This is a genomic window from Candidatus Zixiibacteriota bacterium, from assembly GCA_040756055.1.
Taxonomy (GTDB): domain Bacteria; phylum Zixibacteria; class MSB-5A5; order GN15; family FEB-12.
Genome location: JBFLZR010000004.1, coordinates 326,834 through 340,843 on the forward strand (window position 1 = coordinate 326,834; position 14,010 = coordinate 340,843).

Annotated in this window: 10 protein-coding genes; 5 read left to right on the forward strand and 5 right to left on the reverse strand. The window is 52.9% G+C overall.

Annotation, left to right across the window (positions count from 1 at the left end; all coding sequences use genetic code 11):
* Positions 1 to 84: 84 nt before the first annotated feature.
* The gene (locus tag AB1483_09705) at positions 85 to 3,000 is read left to right on the forward strand and encodes a M20/M25/M40 family metallo-hydrolase (GenBank protein MEW6412732.1); all 2,916 of its coding nucleotides are present in this window, start codon (positions 85 to 87) and stop codon (positions 2,998 to 3,000) included.
* Positions 3,001 to 3,081: 81 nt separating this feature from the next.
* On the opposite strand, the gene AB1483_09710 is transcribed toward AB1483_09705, so the two are convergent.
* The gene (locus AB1483_09710; GenBank protein ID MEW6412733.1) at positions 3,082 to 4,131 is read right to left on the reverse strand and encodes a hypothetical protein; all 1,050 of its coding nucleotides are present in this window, start codon (positions 4,129 to 4,131) and stop codon (positions 3,082 to 3,084) included.
* Positions 4,132 to 4,408: 277 nt separating this feature from the next.
* On the opposite strand from AB1483_09710, the gene AB1483_09715 reads away from it, so the two are divergent.
* The 3 genes from AB1483_09715 to AB1483_09725 all read left to right on the forward strand — a co-directional run bounded on the left by AB1483_09715 (position 4,409) and on the right by AB1483_09725 (position 8,830).
* Entirely contained in the window at positions 4,409 to 5,707 is a 1,299-nt protein-coding gene (locus tag AB1483_09715; protein ID MEW6412734.1) for a hypothetical protein, read from the forward strand.
* Complete coding sequence (locus tag AB1483_09720; GenBank protein MEW6412735.1) at positions 5,704 to 7,335, forward strand: ATP-binding protein; 1,632 nt, start codon at positions 5,704 to 5,706, stop codon at positions 7,333 to 7,335. The genes AB1483_09715 and AB1483_09720 overlap by 4 nt, the downstream gene beginning before the upstream one ends.
* Before the next feature lie 178 nt (positions 7,336 to 7,513).
* Positions 7,514 to 8,830 carry a sigma-54 dependent transcriptional regulator gene (locus AB1483_09725; GenBank protein MEW6412736.1) on the forward strand — a complete coding sequence of 439 codons (1,317 nt, stop codon included), beginning with the start codon at positions 7,514 to 7,516 and terminating at the stop codon, positions 8,828 to 8,830.
* A 210-nt stretch (positions 8,831 to 9,040) separates the two neighbouring features.
* Here AB1483_09725 and AB1483_09730 read toward each other — a convergent pair whose 3' ends face one another.
* Together AB1483_09730 and AB1483_09735 are read right to left on the reverse strand one after the other, a co-directional pair.
* A complete protein-coding gene (locus AB1483_09730; GenBank protein ID MEW6412737.1) occupies positions 9,041 to 10,042 on the reverse strand; it encodes a hypothetical protein in 1,002 nt (333 codons plus the stop codon).
* A gap of 227 nt (positions 10,043 to 10,269) precedes the next feature.
* On the reverse strand, positions 10,270 to 11,220 hold the full coding sequence (locus AB1483_09735) for an NmrA/HSCARG family protein (protein ID MEW6412738.1): 951 nt from the start codon (positions 11,218 to 11,220) through the stop codon (positions 10,270 to 10,272).
* A gap of 282 nt (positions 11,221 to 11,502) precedes the next feature.
* On the opposite strand from AB1483_09735, the gene AB1483_09740 reads away from it, so the two are divergent.
* Positions 11,503 to 12,894 carry a DUF3857 domain-containing protein gene (locus AB1483_09740; GenBank protein MEW6412739.1) on the forward strand — a complete coding sequence of 464 codons (1,392 nt, stop codon included), beginning with the start codon at positions 11,503 to 11,505 and terminating at the stop codon, positions 12,892 to 12,894.
* A 57-nt stretch (positions 12,895 to 12,951) separates the two neighbouring features.
* Here AB1483_09740 and AB1483_09745 read toward each other — a convergent pair whose 3' ends face one another.
* Together AB1483_09745 and AB1483_09750 are read right to left on the reverse strand one after the other, a co-directional pair.
* Complete coding sequence (locus AB1483_09745) at positions 12,952 to 13,302, reverse strand: carboxymuconolactone decarboxylase family protein (protein ID MEW6412740.1); 351 nt, start codon at positions 13,300 to 13,302, stop codon at positions 12,952 to 12,954.
* A 64-nt stretch (positions 13,303 to 13,366) separates the two neighbouring features.
* Positions 13,367 to 13,927 (reverse strand): hypothetical protein, encoded by a 561-nt coding sequence (locus AB1483_09750; GenBank protein ID MEW6412741.1) that lies wholly within the window; start codon positions 13,925 to 13,927, stop codon positions 13,367 to 13,369.
* Positions 13,928 to 14,010 lie beyond the last annotated feature (83 nt).

Genomic DNA, 14,010 nt, shown 5'->3' on the forward strand with positions numbered 1-14,010 from the left:
ATAACTCTACCTTTATAACAACCACGCGCGGCAATCCAGGTCGTCTCCGGCGGAGCACAAACAAACATTTTGGGAGAACGACCTATGAAACAAGGACTGTTAACTCTTGCCGTCCTGCTGACAATTTCTGCTGTGGCTGCTGCTGATGACCTGTACAAGGTCAACCTGTTCAGCCCCACCGAGGCGCAAACCCTCACAAACACCGGCGTTGAACCCCTTTTGTGGGTGGACGGCGGTTATCTTGTTCTCGCCGACGAATACGCCTCGGCCAGGCTCGAGAACACGGGGCTCGACTTTTTGCTTCTTGCATCTTCCGTGAGCAAAGAGCGCCTTGCCCTTGACGGTCGCTTCGACGACACCAACACACGCCGCTACCCGGTATTATATGAGACTCAAGGAATCAGACTTCTTCTGATCGACTCGCCCCCCAAAGTGACCGGCGCCGAGCATCCCGGACTGGTTCCCCTGTTGAGCGAAAACGTGACAATAGAGTACCACCCGACCCACATGGCTCCAGCTCTTTCGTCCCCATCAATAGCGGGTCTCGATACGCTCGTGGATAAAGTCTCGCCGGACTCGCTTCTCGCCTATGTGGCCGCGCTGCAGTCTTTCCCCGGTCGATGGGTTGGAACCGTCAACAATCACGGAGCACGTGACTGGCTCTACCACAAATTCAGAGATATTGGCTACGATTCCGTCGTCATCGACACTTTCGTCGACGGCTACACCGGCTACAACGTTGTCGCTTACAAGCCGGGCACTATCTATCCCGAAAGACAGGTGGTGGTCGGCGGGCACTTTGATGCTGTTTCGAACTCGCCGGGTGCCGACGACAACGGTTCCGGGACCGCCGGCGTGCTGGAGGTTGCCAGAGTGCTAAAGGACCTTGTGTCTCCCGCGACGCTGGTGTTCATCGCTTTCGACGCCGAAGAGGCCGGGCTTGTGGGGGCTCATCATTTTGCATCCACCGCTTATGAAAACGGTGACAGGATTCTGTTAATGCAGAACATGGATATGATCGGCAACTGGGAAAATGACTACTATGCCGCCGTTCATTACGGGCCCGAGGATGCCTACGCCCAGTGGTGGAACGATCTCGGACAGAAATACGCCGGCATAACCGGCATCATGTCCGGCGGAAGCGCGCGGTCCGATCACTATGCTTTCCAGCAAAATGGTTACGATGTTTGCTTCTGTATCGAGGAGGATTTCTCGAATTACTACCATTCCGAACGCGACAGTATACAATATATAAGCTTCGATTACATGACCCGTATGGTCAAAGCGTCGCTGGCCACAGTCTACGGCGCCAGCCAGGGACCCGAGCCCACAACCATCAAGTCGCTCGTTCAGGTGGGTGACGGCCAGTCCGTCGTGGTATCGTGGGAACCGATTGAATGCTACAACCTCGACCATTATCGTGTCGGTTACTATCGCACCGATGGCCAGGACGGTAATCAGTACGTCGATATTATACCGGGTAATTTTTCCGCCACGGTGGATGGCCTGACCGAGGGCGTAGAGCACGCCTTCTATGTTCAGGCCGTTGATAAAGACGGATTCGCGTCCGTACCCTACTACGGAGAAATTACCGTGACGCCAAGTGTCTGCCCGGATCCCCCCGAGAATGTTCTCGCCATGCCCCTCAAAGAGGCTATCCGTGTGACCTGGGAGCGAACGATCCGCGAACTTGACCTTGACCACTATGTCGTCTACCGCGATGGCGACAGTGTCGGGATCGCTTTCGATACGATCTATATTGATGGCGACCCGATTATCGGACTGGATTTTCATTCATACGTGGCGGCAGCAGTTGATTTGGACGGAAACCGTTCCGACACCACCGGCCTGAAACAGTCAGTAGCCCGCGCCGGACTGCTCGATGAAAACCGGATCCTCGCTGTGAACCGCACCTGCCGCCATACGCTGGATTACGCCGACGAAGCCGTGAGCCGCGAGTTTCTCTTCGAGGCTCTCGACGGCTACGACTTCGACTACTACTCTGACACCGCCGCCACCACCGATCCTTTCGCCGAACAGCAATTCGACTTGATCGACATGATCGACTATGGAACGATGGTTATCGCTGCGGAGGCGGGGAGATACGATGATATCGGTCTCAGCCCGATCTGGAACGGCATTATAGACACTCTCTCATACTACGTATCAATGGGCGGTCGGCTCATCATATTCGGCCGGTGGGGCGACAAGGGCGATTGCGACACCATTGATTATATGGACAACTATCTGCCGTATGACGACTCTTATCACAATGTTTTTCATATTGAAAGAAGGACTCTCACCCCGACTTACGAAGCCGAGCCTGCCACTCTCGTTTCCGATCTGGTGGGCGCTCACAGCCTGATGAGCGATTATCCCGACTTGCCGTTTGACTCCGCCCTCACCCTGCGGCATTCATCAGCCAATTATTACACCTTCTACACTCAGGTCGGCGGCGTAGCATGCGCCACGTTCGTCGATTTGACCTCCGATAATGCCGAAGTGATTTATACCTACGATTCCCGAGACAACATCGCGCTTCAGGAAGGCAAGCCGGTGGCGTGGCGATATCTTGGCGAAGACTACCGATATGTCTGGTTTGACATCCCCCTTTCCGCCTTTGACAGAACCGCCGCTGTCAATGCTTTGCGGCAGGCGCTGGCCGATATTGCCGGCGAATCCACCGATATCCCGAACAACCAGCAGACCGATGAGTTGCCAGGCGCGTTCGTACTTCATCAGAATCATCCCAATCCCTTCAACCCGAATACGATCATCGAATATCAATTGCCGCGCGCCGGCAAAGTCAATCTGACTGTCTTCAACTTGCTCGGACAGAAAGTGCGCACATTGGTTGACGAACAGCAGTCGGCCGGGACACAGAAAGTGAACTGGGATGGCGCCAATGACGCCGGCCACAAAGTCGCGACCGGTCTGTATCTTTACAGACTGCAGGTCGGTGACCACGCGGAAAGCAGGAAAATGCTGCTGCTGAAATAACAGCGTTCTTCGGCGAATGTTAAAAGCCCCCGGACCCGATGGTCCAGGGGCTTTTTGTGTGAAGCATGACGTATGGTAAGGTCATTCGACCAGACTGAGAACATCGAAATTCATGCCGTTGTCCGATGGCACGATTGTCTTCACAACGTTGCCGGATTTCATCAAGATTCCTTCGTGGTCGGTTGCCGCGAAAACCTTCCTGCCGTCCACTGCCAACGCGTTGACCGGGACTTCGCCAAGCTTATCGACCGGGATAATCTCACCATCGAAATAGGAAACCACACCACAGTCCGTGCCGACATAGACCACCCAGCCGCTGGCGTCGACCGAGGTAACCTTGTCCGACGGAAGGTCATTGGTCGAAGTCAATGTTTTCCAGCTGCCACCATCGAAAATATGGAAACCGTTATCGGTACCCATATAAAGATGATTGTGGTTGAAGGCGAGCGTGTTGACATAGTCGAACAGTGAAGTGTCCCGGCGCAGGAATCGCTTGTGGAACTCCTCGCCGTCCCAGCGATACAACCCTTCTCCGCTCGTACCAACCCACAGACCGGTTTCATCGGCCGCGATCGCCGAGACGGGAACATCCTCGAATACCAGTTCGTTGCCGAAAATGCCTGTCGCGTGAAGACCGGTCTCGGTTCCGATCATCAAACGATAACCGTAGCTGTAAAGACTGGTGATGACTCCGAACTCACCATCGACACGCTCCAGTACCGAATCCTTGACAGTGTAAAGATTGTCACCGCCAACATAGACCTTCCCGTCGTGGGCTTCCACTGCCCGAAGCTTCTCTTTTGACGGTATGACCGTGTAAGTCTTGTTCTCGATATCGTAGGCCGCCACACCACCATCAAAGACACCATAGAGCTTGCCACCGACCAGTTTCAGACCAGCCACTTCATTGATCAGTTTCACCGGTCCCAGATCCGCCCTGGCTTCCATTGGTGTCGTGCTCGGAAGAGCTGCCTCATTAATATTCTTGGATACGGCGGAAGACAAACTATCGATCATCTCGTCAACGACACTGGTCCGCACGGGCTCGTCGCTGGAACCACAGCCGGCGATGACTAACGCAACTGACAAAACCGCCGCGGCCGCCACTGTGATAATGAATCTGCTTTTCATGACTTTCTCCTTTGGGTTCAGGTTAGTTTCTGCCGGAATATCTATCAAAGATGATGCCTGAAACGTAAGCGACCATATAGCAGCAGTTTACGCTTGACAACCGGATACGCGCCGGTCATAGTCGTGTCAATATTGACACAGCATTATTAAGGCAAGATAGGTAACTCGTTGAAATACAAGGACACAAAAGTGGCATATTTGACACATTATTGTGTCAATTTTTCCTTGTTTTTTGGGCAAAAATTTAAGTTTGTTGTATAAACCGGTGGAGGTGGTAATGTCCGGCAGACTAAAATCCATAATCGTGACTGTGATAGCATTAGCGGTGGTAACCGCGTCACCCGTGGTCTCCGCGGCTGAGTTCGAAAGCAAAATTCTTCAGTACAAACACGGCCGGATATATTTCGACGCCGGTGAAGAGCAGTTGATCTTTCCCGGATCCCGCTTCACGCTCTACCGCGATGACGACTCGGTTTACTCCGGGCGCATCGAACGAGCCTTTTTCGGCATAAGTTACAGCGCCCCTACTTTCAATTTTAGCGACAGTTCCAAAATCGACAAACTCCGCGCCCTGATACAAACAGCCGATATCGACAGCGTCTCGACCATCGTCCTGTGCTGCCGCGACCTGACAGCATCGGAAATGATATCGCCGGTTATCGACAGCACGGGAGCGCTGGTTATAAGATCAGGCAAGGACCCGCTTTTTGCCGCACGCGGCAACTCCGTACGGATTGAGCCGGTGGATGATTACGTTCTTACCAGTGATTTGGCGGGCATGACGTGCGATGGTGTTCTGTCGACAGAGCCGCTCCCAGAACCATTCTCCGCGCCGGACAAAGTTGTCGTTCACGACGCTCCGTTCTTCGCGGCTCTGCTTCCGAATCTCTCCAAAGAGACCAACCGGGATGCTTATCCATCAACATCACTGTACTACCGTTTCGATGTTCGCATTATGTGGCCTGCCGTTTTCGGCAGCAAAACTCCAACGCCTGTTCACAGGTTGTACGCTGTCAGTGGTGTTTCTCCCCGTTCGTATGACTATGACCCTGACAAAGGCAGGCAGCTGCTTTCCAAAAACCACAACCGCCCAAAGAAAATCACAATCGGCGTCCTCAACAGCCGCCTTCAGAAAGTAGCCGAGTTTTTTGCCGATGTTCTCTCGCGCGACAAAATCAACGTCCAGATAAATCAAAACGACACCGAAGCCGACCTGCTTCTCACCTTCGTGCCGATAGTCTGGGATGACCCCGCTGTCAGTCTCTGGTACATCCTTGGTCTTCTCAGCACCCACGAACCCGCGACCAAAGCCCAGAGAGAGGCCCTGACTATCGCGGCCAGCTATGTTCAGAATTCCCGCTCGGCTGAAGACGCTGCCACGCGCTTTTATTTCTGCCGCCTGGCGGACCGTAGCCTTCAACAGGACCTGGGCGTCTTTCCTCTGTTCAGACCCAGCGTCTATTTCTCACCCGGCATGAATCTCATGGAGGCCGGCTTCGATGAATCCGGCTATCCGAATCTCGAGACATTGACAAAGTTGCGTCTTCCCGCCTTGAGCGAAGGGATGGCCCCATGAGCCTGACCGCAAGGATCCGCATCTATCTCGTTCTCGTAGCGGTTCTTCCCTGCCTGGCCGTGATGGCGGTCATCTATTTCCATTCGGTGGGCCAGTTCGAATCGATGGACCAAAGACAGATACACCGCAATGTCGAAAGGTTTAACGGTTTTTTCAATTCGACGCGCTCGGAGATGCGCTCGATGGTGACTCAAATGACGGCTTCATCGGACTTCCAAAAAGCAATCGCCAACCTGAAAGCCGGACGGATGGCGAGGTCACAACTCGACCCCAGGCCCTATGGACTGGACTTCCTGGAAATAACCGATTCATCTTTCAACGTCCTGGCCACCTTCAACCGCCCCGGCCTGATGGGCCAACCGGTGCACCCCGGCTTGAAACCTTCCCCCGATGATTCCCTGCGCGGTCTTGAAACTGTCGAGTACGACATTGAAGGACCTCATGCTTCGTTCACTTTTGTCAGACCCCTCGGTTCGAACCTGTATCTGTACACCGGCAAATATATTCAGGACAATTTTGAGCGGAGTCTCGCTGTTCTGCTCGACGCGACTGTCGAGATTCATTTCGCAGACGCCTCCGGGGCGGTTTATGAAAGAATGGACCCCGGCTCGGTTTACAAGGTGGATCAAACCTACCAGGCCCTCCTCTCGGGCGGATCCAACGCTGATTATTACATGATCGCGACTTTCGCCACCGGCGCCGACAAACCGATCTTTCTGGATCTGCTGACTGCCACCGGCGTTGTCGCGCTGGTCTCGATTCTCGCTGCGATTGGATTGGGCATGTATATCACCGGGCGCGCCAAGCGCGAGATCGACAATCTCGTCTCGGCAACATCACGAGTAGCCTCGGGCGATTTCTCTTCCCCGGTGATGGCCTACGAGGAAGGCGAGTTCTCGCAACTCGCCGATTCATTCAGCGACATGATGTTGAAACTGCGTGATACGCAAAAGCGCCTTGCCACCAGCGAGAAGATAGCGGCCTGGCAGTCGGTCGGCAGAAAGATTGCCCACGAAGTCAAAAACCCTTTAACCCCGATTTCGATCAGTATCGACGACCTGAGGCGGTCCCACGCCGAGGGTCAACCGAATTTCGATAAGATCCTCACTGAAACAACGACCACCATTAAAAGCGAGGTCCAGCGTCTGACAAAACTCCTCGACCAGTTCGTCGGTTTCGCCCGCATGCAAGCGCCTGAAATTACCACAGTCAACCCGACTTCCTTTGTCGAAAGCATCGCCGCGATGTTCAAGCGCGAAATTGAAGACAAGAAACTTCGCATTGTCAACGCCAGCATCCGGACTTCCTTCGCGTTTGACCCGGACGCCATCAAGCAGGTGATTATCAACCTCGTCAAAAACGGATTTGAATCCGATGATTTCGCCACGGTGGCCATCGGCATAAGCGATGTTGGCAGTCAACTCGAAATACTCATCGAAGACACCGGACCCGGCTTTCCACCCAAGAAACTTGAAAACAGCTTCGAACCTTACGTGACAACCAAGAAAGATGGTTCCGGTCTCGGGCTGGTGATATGCCATCGCATCGTGCACGACCATGGCGGCACAATGGAACTATTTAACCGGATCGAAGAAGGCGGTGGTGTGCGTATCCATCTGCCGCAATGACGAAGAGGCAGTAAAGGATTGTCGATACTGAACATCGATAGCACAGCAGGCAGGCATTTGATTTATCAAATGCGAGTTGAAACGAAACAGACTTCAGGCTGTTGTGTCTGGTCTTGTCCCGACGAAGTCGGGCTGTGACCTGACAGACAAACCGATACAGGACTGGACAAAAGATACTATGGCGCGCATACTGATCATAGACGACGAAGAACAAATCCGCACATCGCTCAAGTCCGCCCTCGAACGGCGCAACCACGAGATAGTCACGGCTGAAAACCTCGCGCAGGGACGTCAATTCGCCCAGGCGGGGTTCGACCTGGTCTTTCTCGATGTCATGCTTCCCGATGGCAACGGGCTGGACCTTCTGGAGGAACTCCTCGCCCGCGATAGCCGTCAGATAGTCGTCATGATCTCCGGCCACAGTGATATCGACACCGCCGTGAAGGCGATTCGCGTCGGCGCCTACGACTTTATCGAAAAACCCATCTCGCTCGACCGCGTCCTGATAACGATCGACAACGCCACCCGCACCACCAGCCTCATTTCAGAAAAAGATCGCCTGACCTCGGCCGTGTATGGGAATTTCGTGGGACGATCCGAACCGATATTGAGGCTTATCGACGAGGTCCATCGCTCCGCCCCCAAAGCCACCCGCTTTCTGATAACCGGCGAGAACGGCACCGGCAAGGAACTCGTAGCGCACATGATTCATCAACGAAGCCGCTTCGCCGATGGTCCTTTCGTGGCGGTCAATTGCGCCGCGCTGCCGTCGGAGCTGGTCGAGTCCGAGCTGTTCGGCCACAGCGCCGGAGCGTTCACGGGAGCTGTCAAGGCACGTAAAGGAAAATTCGTCGAGGCCAACGGCGGATCGATCTTTCTCGATGAAATCAGCGAAATGCCTCTCGCGGCGCAGGCCAAAATTCTTCGCGTCATCGAAACCAAACAGATCACGCCGGTCGGGCAGGAGAAACCGGTAACAGTCGAGTGCAACATCATTGCCGCCTCTAACCGCGACCTGATAAAGATGGTGGCCGACAAATCGTTCCGCCAGGATCTTCTCTACCGCATCAACGCCGTTCAATTCAAACTCCTGCCAATTCGCGAGCGACGCGAAGATATCGTGCCGATTGCCGAACACTTTCTTCAATTATTCGCCAATGAAACCAAAACACGGACCAAGACACTCTCTGCTGAGACACAGCAGCTTCTGAGATCGATGGATTTCCCAGGCAACGTGCGCGAACTGAAGAACCTGATGGAACGCGTTAATATCTATTGCGACGCCGACACCATCCTGCCCGCCGATATCGAGTCGCTCCTTCCGAGATCATCGACATCGACGCCTCAGGGGCTCAAAGAGGCCGTGTCCCAATTCGAACGGGACTTCATCAAGACCGCTCTCGCGCGCAACGGCGGTAATGTCACTCAGACCGCCCGTGAACTCGGCCTCGAACGCTCGCATTTGTATAAGAAATTGAGAAAGTTCGACAGTTAGGACGAGGGGCACATCAAAAGCAAGGGGGAGTAAGTGTGCGAAAAGATATCGTATTGATATAGCGATGCTCTGTGTTGGCCCATCGGAGCCATCATTCTAATTGTAGGATTCGGACTGAGCGGCGGCCTATAACCGCATGCAATAAGAAAGGCAGGCACACAATGAGTATGTACCTGCCATAATTTTCCGAATGGCGACCACCGCGAATTCCTAACGCGTACTCGCCATCAAATACGGCACCCACTTTTGAGCCTTCTTGTTGCCCGGCTCGTAATACAGTACCCGCTCGAAATCGCTCAGTGCTTCTTTCAAACGATTCAGTTTCACATAACATCCGGCGCGGTAACTGAGCCATCTGACTGTCTCGCCGAATTCCATAGCCATAGTATAAAACTCAGCGGACCTATTATAGTTGCCGTCCTCCCATTCATACCCCGCCAGATCGGCGAAAATCTCCCCTTGAAGAATCCAAAGCCGCGGGTTCAATTCGGCATACTCGATCGACTCCATAGCAAACGATGCCATGGCCTCGTATGACCCGCCCCATCTGGGCAAAAGAGAATTCATATACTGAAGTCTTACATAAAATGTCTTTTTATCCTGCTCAAGCGCCCGGTCGAGCATCTCTCTGGCGGTGTATGGCATCGGTGTCATTTTGGCCAGAATTACCAGCCAGGCGTAGGCGGATACCAGCGAAGTTTTTTTCTCAACAGCAACGAGCAGATCCTTGCCGGCCTCGGCGGCGAGGTCGGCCATCGTTTCGAGATTTTCTTTGGCAGTGTACTGAATATACTGATGACCTCTGGCGCTACCGGCCAACTGTGCCAGAAATGTCCCGCGCGCCGCGTATGCCGCATAGCTGTCGGTTGAATCGACCCATCGATTCAAAAGCTCTATATCAAACCCTGCCGCCGGACAGAACAGATCATATGCTCCTCTGAGATGCGCTTCTCTCTGAGGATTCTCCTGATAAGACTGCAAAGCACCCTCCAGCACCTCTTCCACCCTGGCAAAGTCTCCGGTCTCCAAGAGATGCTTTATCCATGAAGCCACCAGCCAACCACCGCTGAGCGACTCTTTGAGCGCCTCATTAGCCTGTCTTTTCTGCTCCTCCAGCGGGACCTCGAATTCTTGAGCCGCTACCGACAACACCTGGAGAGTGCAGATAGACAGGACCACTGCGATTAAGTAGAATCTTGATAACTTGAACATCGTTATTTCCTCCCGGAAAATGGATAAACCACGGCATTTTCTTTGGCTATACCGCCTGAATTTGATCAAAGGTGTCGGCGAATGGGTGCTTTTACAGGGATAGCTCTTTTGCTGTATTATCGGTCTTTGGAGGGGATGATTTTAGTCGATATCCGGGGGCTGATAACAAACAGGGGTTCAACACTTTGAACCCCTGCTATAAGAGTATCTAACTTACGGTAGCTGAGCTACTCAATCGGAATCCGTGTCTTGTTCTTGGCCAGCCACGTGTCAAGAGTCTGCATCGATGGATTAAGAGTCTTCGCCACCTTCGGGTCGCGCGCCCCACGGTAATCGTTTTCGTACTCCTGCCAGAACTGGAACATGTTCCCCAGATCATCGGCCCCCGGGAAACCAAACCCGCGGTAAGTCTCCGGTGTCACCGAATTGTAGAACACATCCTTCCCCAGCGCCTTCGAAAGCGCCTTCGCGATCTCGTTGCCGGTCAGATGTTCACCCGAGATACCGACTGTCTTGCCGATATAGTGCGTCCCCTGCTTGAATATCCCGTACGCGCACCTGCCGATATCCTCGGCCGCGATAGCCGGCATCTTGTGATTGCCCAGCGGAAGTGTGAGCGCCAGTTTACCATCGGCGGTCTTCTTCGGGCCCATCCCGAAATTGATGAAATTGTCCCAGTAAAACGAGGTCAACAGGTAGGTGGTCGGCACACCAATCTCGGAAAAGATCCGGTTCGCCTCACCTTTGGCATCGAAATGCGGGACCTTGTAATTGTCCATTAAAGTCGGCATCCGGGTATCATCGACCGGAATCCACTTGCGGGTATCTTCAAGGGTCGACCAGATGACATGCTTGAGATTAGCTTGTTTGGCGGCCATCGCCAGATTGCGCGCCTGGGTCTTCTCCGTCTCCGGGTTCATGTGCGACCAGTAAAATGTTACCAGATACGCTCCATAGGCACCCTCGAACGCCTTCTTCAGACTCTCAACATCGTTAATATCCGCCTGAACGACCTGCGCGCCCATGCGAGCCAACTCCCTCGCCTTTTCGGATTCGGTGTTGCGCGTAATTGCCCGCACCGTAAAATCTCCCTTTTTGTCCTCTAAGATAGCGCGAACCAGTCCGCTTCCCTGCGAGCCTGTAGCGCCAACCACCGCGATGATCTTCTTCGTTGCCATTTTGTTCTCCTTGGTAATCCGTTTCTGCCCGGGATTATATCTTCTGTCTGCGTAAAGACTAAAACAAGACCGTATTAGTCTGGTTCCCGTAATGGGTTCCTCGGCTGCCTTGTCCAGTAAGATGTTAACTACTAATAATTTAGTGTGGACCAACAGAACAGAGGGTCCAGTTTTCGTCTTGCTCGCTTGAAAAGGAATCACTATCTTGTCGAAAACCTAATGACTTCTACAGGGAGGATTTCCATAAGATTTTTATTCGCGATAATTTTAATTGTTCTGGCTGTGTTCTTCGGAGCAGCCGTCATCAGTGCGCAGGAATGGGGAGTAATCAGCGATGCCGAGCGGCAGGTGGGGACGCCGCTGGAATTTCCCGATGCCGATGCGGTCGTAATCTATGATCGGGGCAGAGTGACTGCCGAACTGCGCGGCTTGATTTATGAGCGCCACACGAGAATTAAGGTGCTCGAAACATCGGGAGTCGAGAAAGTCAAAGACGTAAAAATCGAAGCATATGACTATGACCACATTTACGGTATAAAGGCTCGGGTTGAAAAATCCGATGGTCGGACGTTTGAATTTGACGACAAGCAGTTTGAGAAAATATCCCGCGGCTCAATCGTTGAAAGGCGATTCACCTTCCCCAATCTCGAACCCGGCGATATCCTGGAGTATGCTTATGGCATTGAATACTATGGCGGCCTCGAGAAGCTGGGACCCGAGAAGTATTTCCTGTTCAGCCAGGAAAAATACTATGGAGCCTATGAATCCCGGAAAAAGGGAATCTATCCGGATGACGAGGATCTGGAGAAGAACGTATCCAATGTCCCCTCCTGGTATTTCGACCATCCGGTCTTCTGCCTCTCTTCCGTGTTCGTTCTTAAACTCGGCTCCGAGCTGGATTACACCTATTTCACGGCGAACATCCCGAACGAGCGAATTGATCCTGAAATGGAGCGCATCAAATTCATCACCGCTACGGTCTACAAACAATATACCTGGACAATGGAAAACATACCTCCGCCGCCGATGGATTCTTCCCGAACTTTGGACAATGAGGTTATCCGAGCCGGACTGCACTTTCAATTATTTTCCACGATCGGTCAAAATCGCGCGCTTCGGGGAATCTATACCGATGAGCACTGGCAGCACCTCGGCGAGAGCTTTCAGGGTTATCTCAACGAGTACATGAAAAAGACCAAGAAGATGCACAAGAAGGTTTCCGAGCTTGTAAAAGATCAGCCCGATGCCCGGTCGAAAGCAACGGCTATCTACGACTATATTTCACAGAACTACACTCTCGACAGCACCGGATTCGTGCTCCGTCCGCGTCACAGCAACGTTGATAAACTTTTCAAGGATGGTTCCGGTATGCCGTTCGAGATTAATATTCTTCTGGTGCAGATGCTCCGGATGGCCGGGTTTGAGTCCTGGCCGGTGCTTATCAACACCACGAACAAACTCCCTTTCCGGCGCTCCGCCACATTCAATCACATGCTGGCGCTGGTGGACATAGATGGCGAGCGGGTTTTTCTGGATGCAACGGCTGGAAGATGCCCGATGGGTATGCTTGCGCCAATGTCTATGACTAATGAAGGATTACTGGTCGACTACAGCGACTCCAAACCGGTTGCCATAAAGGCAGAGGTGTGCAAGTCCGCTCCACCGCTTGATTGAAAAATTGATCTACGGGATAGATGCGTTGTACGGCGCCCACCAGGAGCCGTCCATTGGCTATTTCGTATAATGCTCCAGCACGTTCATGGCGAAGCGGGCGTGGGCCGTGGCCGGACCGCCACCCATCTCCATCCCGACCTCGATCGCCTCGATTATCTGCTGCGGCGACACACCGTCATCGAGCGCCTGCTTGATGTGCCACTCCATGCACGACTCGCAATTGATAGCGACCGAAACACCCGTAGCGATCAACTCTTTCGTTTTCTTATCCAGCGCGCCATCGCTGTAAGTCGCTTTTTCCATCTCCAGAAAAGCGCGGTAGACTTTCGATGTTCTCAGGTAGTAGCCGTGCGCTTCTTTACGAAGACGGGCAATCTGTTCGATTTTCGTTTTATCGTTCGTCTCCATAATCATCTCCATGTAAATTGGAGGTGCGACCTGCTCATGAAGCTAGTGAACCAATAGGCGGAAGCTAATGTGCCCCTTGTCTATATACGGTCCTGTACAGCGGCTTTATATGATCAAAACTCCTTATGTCTTCGCTGCCTTCATAAAGAAACTCCACACCGTCAATCCATCCACCCATATATTCGCGTTGAAGGAACGATTCTATAAGAATTCCCGATGTGACCCGTCCGCCAGTAGAGCCCTCGAAATATCCGCCTGCCCATCGAGCGCAGGAACCCTTGCGCTCCTTCAGATCTACGACAGCCACACTACCTTCGGGCCTGTCTTCAATTCTAAGCACCTGGATCGGAAGGTTGCAGAAACGAGTTCTGGAGAGCTTGGAGGCTATTGCCTCTACTTTCTCAGGCAGAGACAGAGTATCATCCAGAGTGATGTAAAAATCAACTTCAGACTCATAGCTCCAAGAATTGACGCCGTAAATCCGAAACATGCCTTCACCTAGTTTTGTGGCTGTGTCTCTTTCGCCGCCACTGCCGTCAAATTCTTTCTTGCCGACCGGGTTCCATGCTGTCGTCACAGTAAATACGATTGTCGCGGTTATTAGACACGCAATAACGGTTTTCATCAGCCCTCCATGAGAGATTCAATGTGCCCCAACACTGAGGCCTTCCATGTTTGCACTCGACTCACCCATCACCAGTTCAAAAT